The following is a 17,171-nucleotide window of genomic DNA, read 5'->3' on the forward strand; positions in this document are numbered from 1 at the left end:
TGTGGACATCATTCACCGGTGCCGAGCAGTTGCAGGTCGACGGCATCGCAAAGGCAATGCGCCAGCAGGCGATGTGCTTCAGTCACGCGTGAATAGCGCGAATGGGGGACACGAATTTGGATGTCGGTGTCCTGGAGCAACCCACGCAGCTCGTCCGTGGTGCTGCCGGTGATGGCAATGACGCTCATGTCTTGGGCATGGGCGGCCTCCAGCACGGCGGCCCAATGGCCAAGTTGGGCAGGGAGTGATTCGAAGATCAGCAGCAAATCGCCCGGATGCCCCAGACTCTGCACCTGGCGGGCCAGTGCAGCCTCGGGTGTGCTGCCATGCGCTTGCGCGCTCAGGGCGAGCGCCGCCAAGCCGGGGCGGTCTTGCTCAAAGCGCCCGACCAGCAGGGCAGCCATGTACTGGGCGTCCAGGGCGCTCAGGCCCAGGCCGCAGCACAGCACCCGTCCGCCGCCGGTGATGCCTTCATTCAGCATTTGCGCCGCGTTGGACAAGGGGCGCGACAGGTTCTCGGCCGCTTGGTACAGCAGGTCGGCGCTTTCAAAGAATTGTTGTTGGATGCGTTGCTCTAGCATGGGGCGGGATCATAAGGCTTGCAGGCAAACCCTTGGCGAGCGACGGCTGCGGGGCTGTAAGAAGGTGTTGGCGATTGACTCAGGGCGCATCGAAGGCGGCTTGCAGCCACTCGATCGCCTCACCCTCAATGGCCACCACGTCGAAGCGGCAGGGGGGTGGCGTGGCCAGGCGCAATAAGTAGTGCCGGGCGGCATAGACCAGCCGCCGCTGCTTGGTGGCGCTGACACTGGCTGCCGCGCCGCCATGCGAAGCATCGGCCCGCGCCCTGACTTCAACGAAGACGGTGGTGCCGTCTGAATCGCGCATGATCAAGTCCACCTCGCCGGCGCGCGCATGTGGGCCCGCTGCAACCCGATAATTGCGCTCCAACAGGTTCAGGCCGCGTTGCTGCAGATAGTGCAGCGCACGGTCCTCCGCCTGCTCCCCTCGCGTCTTGGATGGCGCCGCATTTTTGGAAGCTCTCCACTTGAACAACATCGTCGGCAACGCCTCCTTGATGACCCAGGCCGCAGCAGCCGCTGCAGGTGCCCAGCAGTATCCGCCGGCCACGCTTTATGTGGTGGCCACGCCGATTGGCAATCTGGCCGATCTGACCTTTCGTGCCGCCCATGTGCTGGGACTGGTTGATGCGGTGGCGTGTGAAGACACTCGGGTCAGCGCGGGCCTGTTGCGCCACCTGGGCCTGCACAAGCCGCTCATTGCCCTGCACCAGCACAACGAGCATGAGGGCAGCGCCACGCTGATTACACGCCTGCAGCAGGGCGAGCGCGTCGCCTATATCAGCGACGCGGGCACGCCGGCCATCTCCGACCCCGGCGCGGTTTTGGTGGCGGCCGTGGCCCGTGCGGGTTTGCGGGTGTTTCCGGTGCCGGGCGTTAGCAGCACTGTGACGGCCCTGAGCGTGGCGGGCGACACGCAGGCGCAGGGCTTCGCCTTTGCCGGTTTTTTGCCCACCAAGACCGCAGAGCGCCGCACGGCCTTGCAGCGCCTTTGCGGCAGCCCCTGCAGCCAGGTCTTGTTTGAGGCACCGCACCGTATCAAAGCCTTGGTCGATGTGCTTGCCGAACTGTGCCCGACACAGCATGTGACGGTCTGCCGCGAGTTGACCAAGCAATTCGAAACCGTTTACACCGCCCAGGCTGTCGAGCTGCCTGCCTGGATGGCGGCGGACCCCCTGCGCGAGCGGGGCGAGTTTGTGCTTGTCTTGCATGCCGTGAAAGCTGAGCAGGCCAGCGATACTGAATTGCCCGCGCAAGCGCTGCGGGCCTTGACCGTGCTGGCCGCAGAACTGCCTTTGAAGCAGGCCGTGAGCTTGGCCGCTGAATTGAGCGGGGCCCCGCGCAACAAGTTGTATGAGCTCGCGCTGGCTGAGAAAAAGGCGCGGGAACAAGGCCTTGCAGAATGAGCGGTTCGCGCCGTTGTTGCGACCTTGATGGCGGCCCCTCAGCAGGGTGATGGCGGCCCTCCTACAATGTCCCCATGATTTCCCGCGAACCCACACTAGCCCGCTTGCAGACTGCCCGTAGCCAATTGCTGGAGCCCTACGGCCTCGGCGATGCGGTGTTGAGCAAGGCCTTGCGATTGATCACCGAGCACCGCGTTGATGACGCCGACCTCTACTTCCAGACCACCCGTTCCGAGGGTTGGAGCCTGGAGGAGGGCATTGTCAAGAGCGGCTCTTTCAGCATCGACCAAGGCGTGGGCGTGCGGGCGGTGGCGGGGGAAAAAACCGCGTTCGCGTATTCCGACGACATTTCAGAAGCTGCGATTCTGGACGCCGCGTTGACGGTGCGCAGCATTGCCGCCGCGGGCCAGAGCCGGCGTGTCAAGGTGCCCTCGGCTCACACCGTGGCAGGCAGCCGCGATCTCTACGGCATGACTGACCCCATCGCGAGCCTGGACAGTGCCGAGAAAGTGGCCCTGCTGGAGCGCACCGAGCGCATGGCGCGCGCCAAAGACCCGCGCGTGGCCCAGGTGATGGCAGGCTTGGCAGCGGAGCATGAGGTGATCTTGGTGGCCCGTGCAGACGGGACGTTAGCGGCCGATGTGCGGCCCTTGGTGCGACTCTCGGTGACGGTGATTGCCGAGAGCAATGGCCGCCGCGAGGTGGGGTCGGGCGGCGGTGGCGGGCGCTTTGGCCTGGCCTATTTCACCGACGAGATGATTGCCAGCTACGTGGAGCAGGCCGTCACGGCGGCTCTGACCAATCTGGAATCGCGCCCGGCTCCGGCCGGCGAGATGACTGTGGTGTTGGGCCCAGGCTGGCCCGGCGTCTTGCTGCATGAGGCCATCGGCCATGGCCTGGAGGGCGACTTCAACCGCAAGGGTTCCAGCGCCTTTGCCGGTCGCATCGGCCAACGCGTGGCCGCCAAGGGCGTGACTGTTTTGGATGACGGCACCTTGCCCGACCGCCGCGGCTCCATGAATGTGGACGATGAAGGGTGCGCCTCGCAACGCAATGTGTTGATCGAAGACGGCATTTTGAAGGGCTATATCCAGGACGCGATGAATGCACGCCTGATGAAGGTGGCGCCCACCGGCAACGGTCGACGTGAGAGTTATGCCCACGTGCCCATGCCCCGCATGACCAACACCTACATGTTGGGCGGCGACAAGGATCCCCAGGAAATCATCGCCAGCATCAAGAAGGGCATTTACGCCAGCAACTTCGGCGGCGGCCAGGTGGACATCACCAGCGGCAAATTCGTCTTCTCCGCCAGCGAGGCCTTCTGGGTCGAGAACGGCCAGATTCAGTACCCCGTCAAGGGCGCCACCATCATTGGCAGCGGTCCCGAGGCGCTGACCCGCGTCACCATGATCGGCAACGACATGCAACTGGACACCGGCGTGGGCGTCTGCGGCAAAGAGGGCCAGAGCGTGCCGGTGGGCGTGGGCCAGCCTACCTTGCGCATTGACGGTTTGACGGTCGGCGGCACGGCTTGACGGCGGCTTGCCGTTCTCACGCTCCGACTACGCCACTTCACGTGCTACATTTGATTCCATGAATTCGCGCTTTGCCTTTTTTAGCTTTTGGTTCTCGCACCGCACCGGCGGCTGGAGAGGCAACAGCGTGACCCACAAGTAACGCAGCGAATCTCAGCAAACCGCCGGGCACCAGCCCCAGGCGGTTTTTTTTCGTCCTTCATTTCTTTTCTTTCCCTGAGAGTGACAGCATGAATGCCAAGAACGCAAAGTCCGTGGAACCTGAACGTTGGTACTCGCCGCAGGACAAGACCAGCCAGACCGATGATCAGCGCATCCGCGACGTTACGCCCCTGCCACCGCCTGAGCATCTGATCCGGTTTTTCCCTATCAGCGGCACGCCGATGGAGAAGCTGATCAGCGACACCCGCAGCCGCATCCGCCACATCATGGAGCGCAAGGACGACCGTTTGCTCGTGGTGATCGGCCCGTGCTCGATCCACGACCCGGCGGCTGCGGTGGAGTACGCCCGCCGCCTGCAGGTGCAGCGCGAGAAATACGCCGACACGCTGGAAATCGTCATGCGTGTGTATTTCGAAAAGCCACGCACCACCGTGGGCTGGAAGGGGTTGATCAACGACCCCTACCTCGACGAGAGCTACCGCATCGACGAGGGGCTGCGCATGGCGCGGCAGCTGCTGCTGGAAATCAACCGCATGGGCGTGCCGGCCGGCTCGGAATTCTTGGATGTCATCTCACCCCAGTACATCGGTGACTTGATCAGCTGGGGGGCCATTGGCGCCCGCACGACCGAGAGCCAGGTGCACCGCGAACTGGCCTCGGGGTTGTCCGCCCCGATTGGTTTCAAGAACGGCACTGACGGCAATATCAAGATTGCGACTGATGCGATTCAGGCGGCTGCCCGCCCTCACCACTTTTTGTCGGTTCACAAAAATGGCCAAGTCGCCATCGTGGAGACCAAGGGCAACAAGGATTGTCACGTCATCCTGCGGGGCGGCAAGGCGCCCAACTATGACGCCGAAAGCGTTGCGGCGGCCTGCAAGGATTTGGTGTCAGCCAAGCTGGCGCCGAGCTTGATGATCGACTGCTCACACGCCAACAGTTCCAAGCAGCACCAGCGTCAGCTGGATGTGGCGCGTGATATCGCGGCGCAGATGAAAGCGGGCGGTCAGAGCATTTTTGGCGTTATGGTGGAAAGTCATTTGCACGACGGCGCTCAGAAATTCAGCCCCGGTAAGGACGATCCGGCCAAGCTGGAATATGGCAAGAGCATCACCGACGCTTGTTTGGGCTGGGACGACTCGCTGGCGGTGCTGGATGTGCTGAGCGAGGCCGTCAAGGCCACGCGAGGCTGAAGCGGCAACATGCACACGTTGGGCTTGATTTTTGCGCCAAAATCGACTCGCTATCTGCCCCAACAATAGGAGACCCGCATGCACAGCAGTGTGAAAGTCGTGTTCAGCCCGGCGCAGGAGTTTGACCTGCACGTGGATGCCAGCGAGGTGCTGTCTTTCGAGGCGGCCCGGCGCTGGCTGGACGAGCAGTTCGTCAAGCACGAGTGCGAGCCGATGCGGGGCTCCGGCAAGGTGTTGATCGCCGACAAGATCGTTTCTGTCGCTGCTGCGGTTGGGCCGGCGGCTTTTGCCGACCCCGCGTTTGCGCTGGACTATGCGCGCGCCGCTAGCGGCGCCCTGAGCAAGGCTTTGCTGCGGGTGGATGTGGCCAAGCACGCGATCTCGTATTGAGATTGTGCGCACCGCGTCCCCGCTGCGGCTCTTGAAATCCTGAACAATGCCTCCATGTCAGAGGCCTTGGCCGCGCTTTGCCTGAACGGTGGGCGCGGTATCCCTTTTTTTGTTGTTTGAACTCCTCTCTACACGCCATGGCAAAGCAAACCCATTCCTTCCAGGCCGAAGTCAAGCAGGTCCTGCATCTGGTCACCCATTCGCTTTACTCCAACAAGGAGATTTTTCTCCGCGAGTTGGTGTCCAACGCGTCTGACGCTTGCGACAAACTCCGCTTTGAAGCTTTGGACAATGCGGCCTTGTTTGAAGATGCGCCGAACCTCGAAGTTCGGGTCAGTTTTGACGAAGCTGCCCGCACGGTGACGATCAGCGACAACGGCATCGGCATGAGCGAGGAAGAGGCGATTGCCCACCTTGGCACCATTGCCAAGAGCGGCACCCGCGAGTTCATGGCCAAGCTTGAAGGTGACCAGAAGAAGGATGCCAACCTGATCGGCCAGTTCGGCGTGGGCTTTTATTCCGGCTTCATCGTGGCCGACCGCATCACGGTTGAAACCCGCCGCGCTGGCGTGGCCGCCGATCAAGGCGTGCGCTGGAGCTCGGAAGGCACCGGCGACTACGAGGTCGAAACGATCAGCAAGCCCGGGCGCGGCACCGACGTGGTCTTGCATCTGCGCGACGGCGAAGAGGAGTTTCTCAAGACTTGGCGCCTGAAGTCGGTCATCAGCAAGTACTCCGACCACATCTCGCTGCCCATTCTGATGAAGAAGGAAGAGTGGGATGCTGACGCCGCCAAGCAAGTGCTCAAGGACGAGTGGGAGCCGGTGAACAAGGCCTCCGCCCTGTGGTCGCGCAGCAAGAGCGAGGTGACGCCTGAGCAGTATGAAGAGTTTTACAAGCAGATCAGCTACGACACTGAGGCGCCGTTGAGCTACACCCACAACCGGGTGGAGGGTCGCAGCGAGTACACGCAGCTGCTCTACATCCCCAAGAAGGCGCCCTTTGATTTGTGGAACCGGGACAAGCGCGGCGGCGTGAAGCTGTACGTGAAGCGCGTCTTCATCATGGACGACGCGGAGGCCCTGATGCCGGTGTATCTGCGCTTCGTGAAGGGGGTGATCGATTCCGCTGATCTGCCTTTGAACGTCAGCCGCGAGTTGCTGCAGGAAAGCCGCGACGTGAAGGCGATCCGCGAAGGGTCGACCAAGCGCGTGCTGTCCATGCTGGAATCGCTGGCGGACAGTGAGGATGCTGCCGAGCGCGCCAAGTACGCGGAGTTCTGGAAAGACTTCGGTTCGGTGCTGAAAGAAGGCGTTGGTGAAGACCACGCCAACCAGGAGCGACTGGCCAAGCTGCTGCGTTTTGCTTCTACGCAAGCGGACGAGGGCGTCTCTTTGGCCGACTACCTGAAGCGCGCCAAGGACGACCAAGAAGCGATCTACTACATCACCGCCGACTCTCTGGCGGCCGCCAAGAACAGCCCGCAGCTGGAGATCTTCCGCAAGAAGGGCATTGAGGTGCTGCTGCTGACGGACCGGGTCGATGAATGGATGCTCTCGCACCTGTATGAGTTCGAGGGCAAGCCGCTGCAGTCCGTCGCCAAGGGTGCCATGGACCTGGGCAAGCTGCAGGACGAAGATGAGAAGAAGAAGGCAGAAGAAGCCGCTGAAACCTTTAAGCCCCTGCTGGATCGCTTGAAGGCCGCCCTCAAGGACCGCGCCAAGGACGTGCGCGTGAGCACCCGTCTGGTTGACTCACCTGCCTGCATCGTGGTGGAAGAGGGCGATATGAGTGGCCACCTGGCCCGCTTGCTGAAGCAGGCCGGCCAAGCGGCGCCTGCGTCGTTGCCGACGCTGGAAATTAATGCCGAGCATGCACTGGTGAAAAAGCTGGACGCCTCGGCTCAGTTTGATGATCTGGCCCACGTCATCTTTGATCAGGCGGTGCTGGCTGAAGGCGGCCATCTGGAAGACCCTGCCGCCTACGTGAAACGCGTCAACGCGATGTTGTTGGCCTGAGCCTCTCGGGCTGCAGGATGAAATCGGGCCCGCTTGGGCCCGATTTCATTTCAGTTGTCAGTTATTTGAACGCCGAGTCGTCGATTTCGTAGGCATCATCCGGGCGGCCGACTTCGAGATCGTCCGGCTTGGGGTTCATCAAGGCCAACTGTTCGTTCAATTTGGCGACTTGGTCATGCCAGTAGTTAGCGCTTCCAAACCAAGGGAAGGCGAGTGGAAAGGCCGGATCGCCCCAGCGCTTGGCCAGCCAGGCACTGTGGTGAATCATGCGCAGGGTGCGCAGCGCCTCGATCAGGCGCAACTCGCGGCGGTCGAAGGGGGCGACGGTTTCGTAGCCTTCCAGCACCCACGCTAGTTGCTGGCGTGCGGCCACCTCGTCGCCGGACAGCAGCATCCACAAGTCCTGAATGGCGGGGCCCATGACGGCGTCGTCCAGGTCCACAAAATGTGGACCGTGGTCCGGGGTCCAGAGAATATTGCCGGGATGGCAATCGCCGTGCAGGCGCAAGATCTCCAGTCCAGGCACGCTGTCGAAGGCGGCTTGAATCGCCGTCAGGCAGTGGTTCACCACCGCGGTCCAGTCGGGCAAGACCTCAATCGGGATGCAGTCGTCCGCCAGCAGTCCGTCGCGCGCGATCCGCCCTGGCTCGGCGCTGTCCCAGTGCTGGCGGTGCAGGAATGGTCGCTGCCGGCCGACGTCGTGCAGGCGCGCCAGCAGGCGGCCGATCCAGCGCAGCACTTCAGGGTCTTCCAACTCGGGCGAGCGGCCGCCTTGGCGCGGCGTGACGGCAAAGCGCTGGGGGCCGAAATGTGCCAATGTGGTGGGTTCACCAGCCAGGCTGAGCAGGCCTTTGTGGTCATTCAAGGTCCAGGGGGCCGCGACTGGCACCTCGGCTTGGGCCAATTCAGCAGCGAAGGCGTGTTCTTCAAGAATCTGCGCATCGCTCCAGCGCCGCGGTCGGTAGAACTTGGCCACGGCGATGCGCCCGTCCTCCAAATGCACCTGCAGCACCCGGTTTTCGTATGAGTTCAGTTGCAGCATGCGCCCGTCGCCGTAAAGCCCGGCGGCATCCAAGGCGTCAAGCATGAATTCTGGCGTCAGCGTGCCAAAGGCCGGGTCGTGAGCGGGATCAGGTTTTTGAGTGTTCAATGAAAAACGGCGCCAGCCATCAGGGCAGGCGCCGTTGCCAGTATCGCAGGCGATGACGTGTAGGGGGCCGAGTCGGTTTTAGCGATGGGGGCGGCCTGTGCCATAGCGGGGGGAGTCCACCACCATCCCGACGATGTCGTTGGGGGCTTCGTCGGGATATTGAGACTCGGCGCCCAAGGGCTCTGCAAAGGACGGGGATTTAGGTACGCCGGTTGCGGCGCTACGACCCAGGCGGCTCGACTCCAGGCCGCTTGGCGGGTCAAAACGGCTGTCTGGGGCGAAAAAGGAGTCGTTGAACATGGACGAGTCTTGCCACAGATCTTGGGTTCGCCCACGGCGCGGCAGGGCCCCTTTGTTCAAATTGGGGCGGTTAGCGGCCATGGCGCTGGGGGCCGGCGCCGCTTGCGGGCCTCGGGATTGGCTGTTGCTGTAGGGCACCAGCAATTGCAACTCCGCGGCGGTGGGCAGGTTGTCGATGGGGCAGCGCAAATAGCGAACACGGCAGGCGCCCAGCACCGATTGTTTGATTTGCAGGGTACGGCCCGAAATACCACGCTCACTGTCCAGGTCCACGGCGGCCAGCACACGGCCATTGGGGCTGCAGATTGCGAAGGTCACGTGAATCGCGCCCAAGAGTTCGAACCAATAGCGCACCTCTTGCGCCTCGGTCGGTTGGCAGAAACGCACCAGCGGCAATTTGGCGAGGATCACGTGATGCGGCAGCGCCTCCTTGAGCAGGCGATAGACGCGCCGCTCATCGCTGCTGAAGACGGGGCGAGCGGTTAGTGCCCATTCACGCGGAAGGGGTTTGCTACTCGCTGTGGGCCTTCGAAAGGCCCAAAACAAGCCCGACGCCGCCACGGCAAAGCCAACGGCTAAGGCTGTTATCCACAATTGGGTGGTTTGCATTTCCCTCGGCGGCCCGTCTTTTGTTATGGCGTACCCTCGGTTTGGGTACCAACTTCAGCGGCGAATGTAGCGGAATTCGATGAAAATTACCTTAGGGGCAATGGGGGTACCCCCCTAATTCAAGGGGCGGGCGGAAGAGGTAGAGCGACGACTCAGAGCTTGGCGGCCTTGCCGCTGCTGCCCTCCAGCTTGGATTTCACTTCGGCCACCCCCTCGAGAATTTCCCCGAAAACATGGACGTGGCGTTTGAGCTGGAAGTCCAACTCGGCCATGTGCCGCTCGATCGCTTCGCCCACGTGGGAGGATACCGTGTCGGGGGGCAGTCGCAACCAGGCCTCCGACTCTGAGCCATCGCGCTCGACCAAGGCGCCTGCGTTGCGGGCAATTTTCAGCATGGCCCCGTTTTCGCTCAAGGCGTGAATGAACAGGGTGTCGATGCCGCGGTTTCTGGCATGCAAGGCGGCGCGCTCAAACAAACGGGCACCAAAACCGCGGCCGCGCACGTGTTTGGATACTGACACGCCAAATTCCGCCATGGCTGGCTGACCAGCGCGCTGCGGTGTGGGTGCGTAGGCGAGGTGCGCCATGGACACCAGTTCCAGCCGCCGATTGAAGATGCCCAGCACTTCATCGCGCTCAAAGTCCAGCGACATGGCGTAGCGGCTGATCTGTTCGTCAGACGCCGGGTAGCCAAAGCGCAGATAGCGGTCGCGCTCTTCCAGCTGCAGCAGGTGCTGGGCGATGCGGTGCCGGTGGCGGCGCGCCAGTGAACGGATCGGCACCCACGACGACAGGCGCTGCAGGGCAGCCGTGGGCAACCAACTGGACGAGGCGGCGTCTGCCGCCGCCTTATCAGCGTGCTGATGGGCGGCTTGCGGGTTGGCTGCGGGTCCGTCTTCTTTGGGGGCTTGTGGCATGGCGTTCATGGTGAGACCGGGCGGGTCTGGTAGTAACCCTGATACTACCTGCAGATGGCTGCGCATGCGCAGCGCTAGAAAACAATAAAGCTGGCAAAGTTCTCGAATGTTTGCTAGACTAGCAGGCTTTCCTCGATCTTGGTTGCGGGGGAAGAGTCTTTGCGCTTCGTGTGAGAGGTTGCGTGAGTGGTCAAAGTTTGTAGGGTTCAGTGAACCTGGCGGGCCGATTACTTTCAATAAGCAGCACCAAACAGAAGTACCAAAGATCTGAATCAACCATCCGACGTTGGCCTCATTCTTGAATGAGTGGGGCGAACATTCGAAAGAAACTCATGAAGACCTTCAGCGCCAAGCCGGCCGAAGTGACGCACGAGTGGTTTGTGATTGACGCCACCGACAAGGTGCTCGGACGTGTTGCCAGCGAAGTGGCACTCCGTTTGCGCGGCAAGCACAAGGCCATTTATACGCCTCACGTGGATACCGGCGATTTCATCGTCATCATCAACGCAGAAAAGCTGCGCGTCACTGGCAACAAGGCCAATGACAAGGTGTACTACCGTCACTCGGGTTTCCCGGGCGGCATCTACGCCACCAAGTTCAAGGACATGCAAGCCAAGCACCCAGGCCGCGCCCTGGAAAAGGCTGTCAAGGGCATGCTGCCCAAGGGTCCTTTGGGCTACGCCATGGTGAAGAAGCTGAAGGTCTATGCCGGTGCCACGCACCCGCACGCCGCTCAGCAGCCCAAGGCTCTGGAAATCTAAGGAACGATGATGATCGGAAACTGGAACTACGGTACAGGCCGCCGCAAGTCGTCGGTCGCACGTGTCTTCATCAAGAAGGGCACGGGCCAAATCGTCGTCAATGGCAAGGCCATCGGCGAATATTTCGGCCGTCAAACCTCGATCATGATCGCCAAGCAGCCTTTGCTGCTGACGAACCATGGCGAGACCTTCGACATCAAGGTGAACGTGCATGGTGGCGGTGAGTCGGGTCAAGCCGGTGCTCTGCGCCACGGCATCACCCGTGCGCTGATCGACTATGACGCGACCCTGAAGCCCGAACTGAGCCGCGCTGGCTTCGTGACGCGTGATGCGCGTGAAGTCGAGCGTAAGAAGGTCGGTCTGCACGGTGCGCGTCGCCGGAAGCAGTTCAGCAAGCGCTGATCGAACTTCCCGAGGCTGGCTCCGTTTTTGGCGGGGCTGGCTCATCAACAAGGCCGCTTTTCAGCGGCCTTGTTTGTTTTGGGGGTGGCAATAACCTTGCCGATCACCGGCTTGTCGCGGTGCCGATACGACATGCCCCACTGTTTTCGTCGACAATAGGCCCCAGTGTTCGAATGAGAGGAATGACCATGAGCGCAGTGCTTGAAACTACAAATGCCCCGCAGGCTGATGAGATGCCCGCCCCGCTGGTGTTTACCGACAGCGCGGCCGACAAGGTGCGTGATCTGGTGGCCGAAGAAGGCAATCCTGAATTGAAGCTGCGCGTCTTTGTTCAGGGTGGCGGCTGTTCTGGCTTTCAGTATGGATTCACCTTTGATGAAGCCGTGAACGACGACGACACGCAGATGAACAAGAATGGCGTGACGCTGCTGATCGACGCCATGAGTCTGCAGTACCTGATCGGTGCTGAGATCGACTACAAAGAAGATTTGCAGGGTGCGCAATTCGTGATCAAGAATCCGAACGCCACCACCACCTGCGGTTGCGGCTCCAGCTTCTCTGCCTGAATTCGCTGTTCCGGCTCCGTGCGCCACTCAAAGCCGCCTGCCTAGGCGGCTTTGTTGTTTGAGCGAGGGTGTGGGTGTGACTCAGGCAGGGTAGAGTGCGCCGAGAACGCGTGGCCCGGCAGCACCCGTGACCTGCGCCAGATTGCCTGGGCTGCGTTTCATGAAGCGCATGGCCAGCCAAGCAAATGCGGCGCCCTCTACCTGCATGGCGGGCAAGCCATGCGCGTCGGTGGGCCGCACCTGCGTCTCGGGCAACAAGGTTTGCAATTGCTGCATGAGCAGGGTGTTGAGCGCGCCGCCCCCGCAGACCAGCAACTCGCTTGCCTTCGAGCCCTTGGCGCGCAGTGAGCTATGGGGCTCGATCTTTTCACCGAGGTGCAGGCCCAGGTGCAAGCTGTCGACGATGCTGCGCACTGTCAGGGCCAGGAGTGTGCGTTGCACATCCTCCGGCGCTTCGGCGCCGCTGAGGTAACGCTTTACCCATGCGGTATTGAAGAGGTCGCGTCCCGAGCTTTTTGGCGGAGCAGCGGCAAAGAAGGGTTCCGCCAACCAAGCCTTGAGCAAGGTGGGCAGAACCTGTCCCGTAGCCGCCCAGGTGCCTTGGTCGTCATAGGCCTGGCCCAAGTGCCGTGCCGTCCACGCATCCATCAGGCAGTTGCCGGGGCCGCAGTCGAAGCCCAGGGTCCAGCCCTCGCGACCCAGGATGCTGATATTGCTGATGCCGCCAATGTTCAACACCGCCACGTCGGCGTCACTGCGACCGAAGAGGGTGCGGTGAAAGGCCGGCACAAGAGGTGCGCCCTGGCCGCCCGCGGCAAGATCACGGTTGCGAAAGTCACAGATCACGTCGATGCCGGTCTGCTCTGCCAGCAGCGCGCCATTCAGCAGCTGAGTGGTGTACCCGCAGCCATCAAAGGCGCTGGGTTGATGCCGCACGGTTTGGCCGTGGGCGCCCAGCGCGGTGATCTCGCGGGTCTTCAGGCCGCTGTGCTCCAGCAATTGGGCCACCAGATCAGCATAGCTGCGTGCTACCGCATTGGCGGCCAGGGCGGCGCGGTGCAGTTCGTTGCTGCCGGGGCTGTTCAAGGCCAACAACTCGTCGCGCAGGGCGGGTGGGTAGGCGTGATGCAGGTGGGCTCGTACAGCCATGGACGGTTGGGTGCCGTCAAAGCTGGCCAACACGGCGTCAACGCCGTCCAGCGATGTTCCGGACATCAGGCCGATGTAGAACTCGGGCATCGCTGTTCTTTGCAAATGAACGGTTGAGCGGGCGACGGCGGCCCGTTCGTGCGCCGCCTTAGTCGGCAGCGGTGGCGCCTTTGTCCAGCGATTGCGCAACGCTCAACTGGGTTTTCACGCTGGCAACCACTTGTTGGAATTGGCCTCGAGCGTAATTGGGCAAGGCCACCGCCTCGGCGGCGCGTGCGATCACGCGGGGGTCTTGGTGTTGGCCTTTGACGCGAAACTCGAAGTGCAGATGTGGCCCGGTGGCCCAGCCGGTAGCGCCGACGGCACCGACACGCTGGCCTTGCTCAATGCGCTGACCCTTTTTGACATCGATGCGGCTCAAGTGGGCGTACACCGTGGTGCGGTCGCCGCTGTGGCGCACATGCACGACATTGCCGAAGCCATTTTGCCAACCCGCAAATTCAACCGTGCCGTCGCCCACTGTGCGCACGGGAGTGCCGCTGGGCGCGCCGTAGTCCACACCCAGGTGCTGGCGCCAGGTCTGCAGAATGGGGTGAAAGCGCATGGCGAAACCGGAGGTCACGCGCGAGAACTCCATCGGGCTGGCCAAGAAGGCGCGGCGCTTGCTCTTGCCGTCGAAGCCGTAAAAGCTGCTCTTGCCGGTGGCCTGGTCTTTGAACAGCACGGAGCTGTAGGTACGGCCATTGTTGACGAATTCACCGGCCACCAAGCGACCTGCGGCGTCCCAGTTGATGGGTTCGCCGTCAGCGGTCATGCTTTCGAACACGATCGAGAAGCGGTCGCCTTTTTGCAGGTCGCGGTGAAAGTCAATGTCCCCCGAGAACATCTCTGCCATTTGTGAGGCTACGGCGTCGGGGATGCGAGATTCGTCGGTGGCCGCAAACAAGGAGCTGCGGATGGTGCCGCTGGCCAGGCGCACTTGCGATTGCAGCGGTGCGGCTTCGAGCTTGGCGCTGAAGTGATCGCCCTGGCGGGTGATGCTCAGGCGATTGAAATGGGTGGCCTGCTGCTCAGCCGCGTCAACTGGAAAGCGGGCGACCAGCGAGTGCACCTTGCCCGAGGCATCGGCGGTGACTTGCACCATCTTGCCGCCGCGCCCTTGCAGCAGTCGGCGCGCCACGGCGTCGCTGCGCAGGAACTGGGCGGCCGTGGTATCAAAGGCGCCCATGCGCTTGAGCAGGCTGTCGGCCGTGTCGCTGCTGCGGGTCAGGTCGTTGCGGGTGAGGCCAACTTGAAACTCAGCCAATGCGTTCAGTTGTTCGTCGAGACTGCCTGCCTCGACGGTTTGCTCGACGACGGTTTGCGGCAGGTCGTGCGCATCCGGCGCCAAGGGTGCAATACCAAAGGCGGTGACAGCAAAACCGGTGAGCAAGGTGACGACGGCGCCCGTCAATGCACGGGGATGGCGGGCCGCAAAGCTTTCGACTTTCGTCAGCGAGTTTTTGAGGACGTTGATTCGATCAGTCACGCTTGAAGAGATTCCAACGATCTTGTGGTTGTGGCCCCCCTTACAGAGGGCCCACAACACCCCGAGGACTAGGCCACATACACAGACGCCACAGTTTGCGAATCGCTTCGCCTCGGGACGTCCACTAGAATTGTCTGAAACGCGCAACAAGCCTTGTTTTGTGGGCTTGCTTTTGCAGCATGGGCCGGAGTATACCGACGCGCCCGCCGAGTCAATGTCACGAAAACCCGATAAATCCAAGCTTTACCTAGGCCCCGCTGCTGTTATGTCCGAATTGCGAACACCTGAAAATGCCCCGTCCTCCGCCTCCGCCAAGTCGGTGGCCTATCCGGTGACCGACCGTGTCCAGGCCGCTATGGCTTTGTCGCTGCGGGGCTGTGAGGAGTTGTTGCCACAGGCCGATTGGCTGCAGAAATTGGCGCGCTCTGAAGCCACGGGCGTACCGCTGCGCATCAAGCTGGGCCTGGACCCGACGGCGCCTGACATCCACATTGGCCACACCGTGGTGCTCAACAAGATGCGCCAGTTGCAGGACTTGGGGCATCAGGTGATTTTTCTGATCGGCGATTTCACCTCCATGATTGGCGACCCGTCGGGGCGCAATGCCACGCGTCCGCCGCTCACGGCCGAGCAGATCAAGCTCAACGCAGAAACCTACTACCGCCAGGCCAGCCTGGTCTTGGACCCGGCGCGTACCGAGATTCGCTACAACTCCGAGTGGAGCGACCCGCTGGGCGCGCGCGGTTTGATTCAACTGGCGGCCAAATACACCGTGGCGCGCATGATGGAGCGCGACGACTTCACCAAGCGTTTTGCGGCGCAGACCCCGATTTCGGTGCACGAATTTCTGTACCCGCTGATGCAAGGTTATGACTCGGTGGCGTTGAAGAGCGATCTGGAGTTGGGCGGCACCGACCAGAAGTTCAATCTCTTGATGGGCCGTCATCTGCAGCAGGAATATGGCCAGGAGCCGCAGTGCATCTTGACCATGCCGTTGTTGGAAGGGCTGGACGGCGTCGAGAAGATGTCCAAGTCCAAGAATAACTACATTGCGGTAACGGAAGCTCCCAACACCATGTTTGCCAAGGTGTTGTCGATCAGCGATGCGCTGATGTGGAAGTGGTTCAATCTGTTGAGCTTCAAGAGCCTGGATGAGATTGCAGCCTTGCGTGCCGAGGTTGACGGTGGGCGCAACCCGAAAGATGCCAAGGTCATGCTGGCCAAGGAAATAACGGCCCGCTTCCATAGTGCCCAGGCAGCCGAAGCCGCTGAGGCGGATTTCAACAACCGGGCCAAGGGTGGTATCCCGGATGAAGTGCCTGAAGTCAGCCTGGCTGGCGCACCGCTGGGCATTGCGGCCTTGTTGAAGTCGGCTGGCTTGGTGGCGTCTAACGGCGAGGGTACACGCATGATCGAGCAGGGTGGCGTGCGTGTTGATGGCGCCGTGATCAGCGACAAGGGCTTGAAGCTTGAGGCCGGCAGCTATGTGCTGCAGGTGGGCAAACGCAAGTTCGCTCGGGTTACGCTGAGTGCTTGAAACCAGCGCTTGAAATTCGCACCTGATACCCGCGGTTGGCGCGGCGTTCAGAGATTGGAAATGCCCGCCGCCACATGCCCTGATGGCACGTGGACGGCCGCGCTGGCGATGTGCCCGGCCTGATCGTCGAAGAAAAAGTCGGGCTCGAACTCACGCAGGAATTCGCCCTTGGCCAGGCCGCCCAGAAACATGGCTTGGTCGACTTCGATGTGCCAGTCCATCAGGGTGCGGATGGCACGCTCGTGTGCGGGCGCGCTGCGTGCCGTCACCAGGGCGGTGCGCACGCGCATGCGGCCGCTGGGGGCTTGCTGAAGATGATGCAAGGCTTCCAGCACCGGCTTGAAGGGGCCCGCCGCCAGGGGGGTGTTGGCATGCGTGGATTCATGGCTCTGGAAGGCGTCGAGGCCATCGCGCTGGTAGACGCGCTCCGCCTCGTCAGAAAACAGCACAGCGTCGCCGTCGAAGGCAATGCGCAATTCGTCCGGGTGTGCGGCTGAGGCATGCGCCGAATGCGGAAACACCCGCGCCGCAGCCACACCGGCAGCCAGGGCCTCACGCACGTCGGCTTCGTTGACCGACAAGAACAGTTGCGCTTTCAAAGGCCGCAGATAGCGCCACGGCGACTCGCCCCGGGTGAACACCCCGCGCTGGATGGGCAAGCCGTAATGCGCGGCGGAGCGAAACACCCGCAGGCCTGAGATGGGGTCATTGCGTGACAGCATCACCACTTCAACCCGGGGCTGCGCCGGATCGTGGTTGAACGCCAGCAGCTTTTGCACCAGGGAGAAGGCAACGCCCGGCTTGGCCGGCAGGTCCAGGCGCTGCTGTTGCAAGGCCATGTAGGCGTGGTCGTCACTGGCCTCGAAGCGCTGATTTTCTTCTTCGAAATCAAACAAGGCGCGCGAGGAAATGGCGACGACGAGTTGACCGTCAAGGGTGGCTGGCATGGTCGTGGGGCGCGATG

17 protein-coding genes are annotated in these 17,171 nt (G+C 62.0%); 9 read left to right on the forward strand and 8 right to left on the reverse strand.

Annotation, left to right across the window (positions count from 1 at the left end; all coding sequences use genetic code 11):
- Nucleotides 1-8: 8 nt before the first annotated feature.
- On the reverse strand, nt 9-581 hold the full coding sequence (locus tag PRZ01_RS09555; RefSeq protein ID WP_273596552.1) for an SIS domain-containing protein: 573 nt from the start codon (nt 579-581) through the stop codon (nt 9-11).
- A 79-nt stretch (nt 582-660) separates the two neighbouring features.
- Entirely contained in the window at nt 661-1,059 is a 399-nt protein-coding gene (locus PRZ01_RS09560) for a YraN family protein (RefSeq protein WP_273596553.1), read from the reverse strand.
- Nucleotides 1,060-1,078: 19 nt separating this feature from the next.
- On the opposite strand from PRZ01_RS09560, the gene rsmI reads away from it, so the two are divergent.
- The 5 genes from rsmI to htpG all read left to right on the forward strand — a co-directional run bounded on the left by rsmI (nt 1,079) and on the right by htpG (nt 7,288).
- Nucleotides 1,079-1,987: a 16S rRNA (cytidine(1402)-2'-O)-methyltransferase gene (gene rsmI / locus PRZ01_RS09565; RefSeq protein ID WP_273596651.1), complete on the forward strand. Its 909-nt coding sequence runs from the start codon at nt 1,079-1,081 to the stop codon at nt 1,985-1,987.
- Between the two features lie 74 nt (nt 1,988-2,061).
- On the forward strand, nt 2,062-3,525 hold the full coding sequence (gene tldD, locus PRZ01_RS09570) for a metalloprotease TldD (RefSeq protein ID WP_273596554.1): 1,464 nt from the start codon (nt 2,062-2,064) through the stop codon (nt 3,523-3,525).
- A 230-nt stretch (nt 3,526-3,755) separates the two neighbouring features.
- Nucleotides 3,756-4,880, forward strand: coding sequence for a 3-deoxy-7-phosphoheptulonate synthase (locus tag PRZ01_RS09575; protein ID WP_273596555.1), 1,125 nt, complete (start codon nt 3,756-3,758; stop codon nt 4,878-4,880).
- A gap of 78 nt (nt 4,881-4,958) precedes the next feature.
- Nucleotides 4,959-5,270 carry a hypothetical protein gene (locus PRZ01_RS09580; protein WP_273596556.1) on the forward strand — a complete coding sequence of 104 codons (312 nt, stop codon included), beginning with the start codon at nt 4,959-4,961 and terminating at the stop codon, nt 5,268-5,270.
- Between the two features lie 137 nt (nt 5,271-5,407).
- On the forward strand, nt 5,408-7,288 hold the full coding sequence (gene htpG / locus PRZ01_RS09585; protein WP_273596557.1) for a molecular chaperone HtpG: 1,881 nt from the start codon (nt 5,408-5,410) through the stop codon (nt 7,286-7,288).
- A gap of 61 nt (nt 7,289-7,349) precedes the next feature.
- On the opposite strand, the gene PRZ01_RS09590 is transcribed toward htpG, so the two are convergent.
- The 3 genes from PRZ01_RS09590 to PRZ01_RS09600 form a co-directional block, all read right to left on the reverse strand.
- On the reverse strand, nt 7,350-8,438 hold the full coding sequence (locus tag PRZ01_RS09590; protein ID WP_273596558.1) for a serine/threonine protein kinase: 1,089 nt from the start codon (nt 8,436-8,438) through the stop codon (nt 7,350-7,352).
- Between the two features lie 78 nt (nt 8,439-8,516).
- Complete coding sequence (locus tag PRZ01_RS09595; protein WP_273596559.1) at nt 8,517-9,347, reverse strand: DUF2726 domain-containing protein; 831 nt, start codon at nt 9,345-9,347, stop codon at nt 8,517-8,519.
- A gap of 152 nt (nt 9,348-9,499) precedes the next feature.
- The gene (locus tag PRZ01_RS09600) at nt 9,500-10,273 is read right to left on the reverse strand and encodes a GNAT family N-acetyltransferase (RefSeq protein ID WP_273596560.1); all 774 of its coding nucleotides are present in this window, start codon (nt 10,271-10,273) and stop codon (nt 9,500-9,502) included.
- 323 nt (nt 10,274-10,596) lie between these two features.
- Here PRZ01_RS09600 and rplM point away from each other — a divergent pair, with 323 nt between their 5' ends.
- The 3 genes from rplM (at nt 10,597) to erpA (ending at nt 11,993) form a co-directional block, all read left to right on the forward strand.
- Nucleotides 10,597-11,025 carry a 50S ribosomal protein L13 gene (gene rplM / locus PRZ01_RS09605; protein WP_058720808.1) on the forward strand — a complete coding sequence of 143 codons (429 nt, stop codon included), beginning with the start codon at nt 10,597-10,599 and terminating at the stop codon, nt 11,023-11,025.
- 9 nt (nt 11,026-11,034) lie between these two features.
- Nucleotides 11,035-11,427, forward strand: coding sequence for a 30S ribosomal protein S9 (rpsI, locus tag PRZ01_RS09610; RefSeq protein WP_184301886.1), 393 nt, complete (start codon nt 11,035-11,037; stop codon nt 11,425-11,427).
- A 188-nt stretch (nt 11,428-11,615) separates the two neighbouring features.
- Entirely contained in the window at nt 11,616-11,993 is a 378-nt protein-coding gene (gene erpA, locus PRZ01_RS09615; RefSeq protein ID WP_273596561.1) for an iron-sulfur cluster insertion protein ErpA, read from the forward strand.
- Nucleotides 11,994-12,074: 81 nt separating this feature from the next.
- Here the strand turns inward: erpA and PRZ01_RS09620 are convergent, their stop codons facing one another.
- Nucleotides 12,075-13,232, reverse strand: a complete 1,158-nt coding sequence (locus PRZ01_RS09620; protein ID WP_273596562.1) for an anhydro-N-acetylmuramic acid kinase — start codon at nt 13,230-13,232, stop codon at nt 12,075-12,077.
- A gap of 58 nt (nt 13,233-13,290) precedes the next feature.
- Nucleotides 13,291-14,670 (reverse strand): peptidoglycan DD-metalloendopeptidase family protein, encoded by a 1,380-nt coding sequence (locus tag PRZ01_RS09625; protein ID WP_273596563.1) that lies wholly within the window; start codon nt 14,668-14,670, stop codon nt 13,291-13,293.
- Nucleotides 14,671-15,025: 355 nt separating this feature from the next.
- Here PRZ01_RS09625 and tyrS point away from each other — a divergent pair, with 355 nt between their 5' ends.
- Complete coding sequence (gene tyrS / locus PRZ01_RS09630; RefSeq protein WP_409993831.1) at nt 15,026-16,207, forward strand: tyrosine--tRNA ligase; 1,182 nt, start codon at nt 15,026-15,028, stop codon at nt 16,205-16,207.
- 47 nt (nt 16,208-16,254) lie between these two features.
- On the opposite strand, the gene PRZ01_RS09635 is transcribed toward tyrS, so the two are convergent.
- Nucleotides 16,255-17,154 carry a 5'-nucleotidase gene (locus PRZ01_RS09635; RefSeq protein ID WP_273596565.1) on the reverse strand — a complete coding sequence of 300 codons (900 nt, stop codon included), beginning with the start codon at nt 17,152-17,154 and terminating at the stop codon, nt 16,255-16,257.
- Nucleotides 17,155-17,171 lie beyond the last annotated feature (17 nt).

This window comes from Roseateles koreensis, from assembly GCF_028595305.1.
GTDB classification, from domain to species: Bacteria; Pseudomonadota; Gammaproteobacteria; order Burkholderiales; family Burkholderiaceae_C; genus Paucibacter_A; species Paucibacter_A koreensis.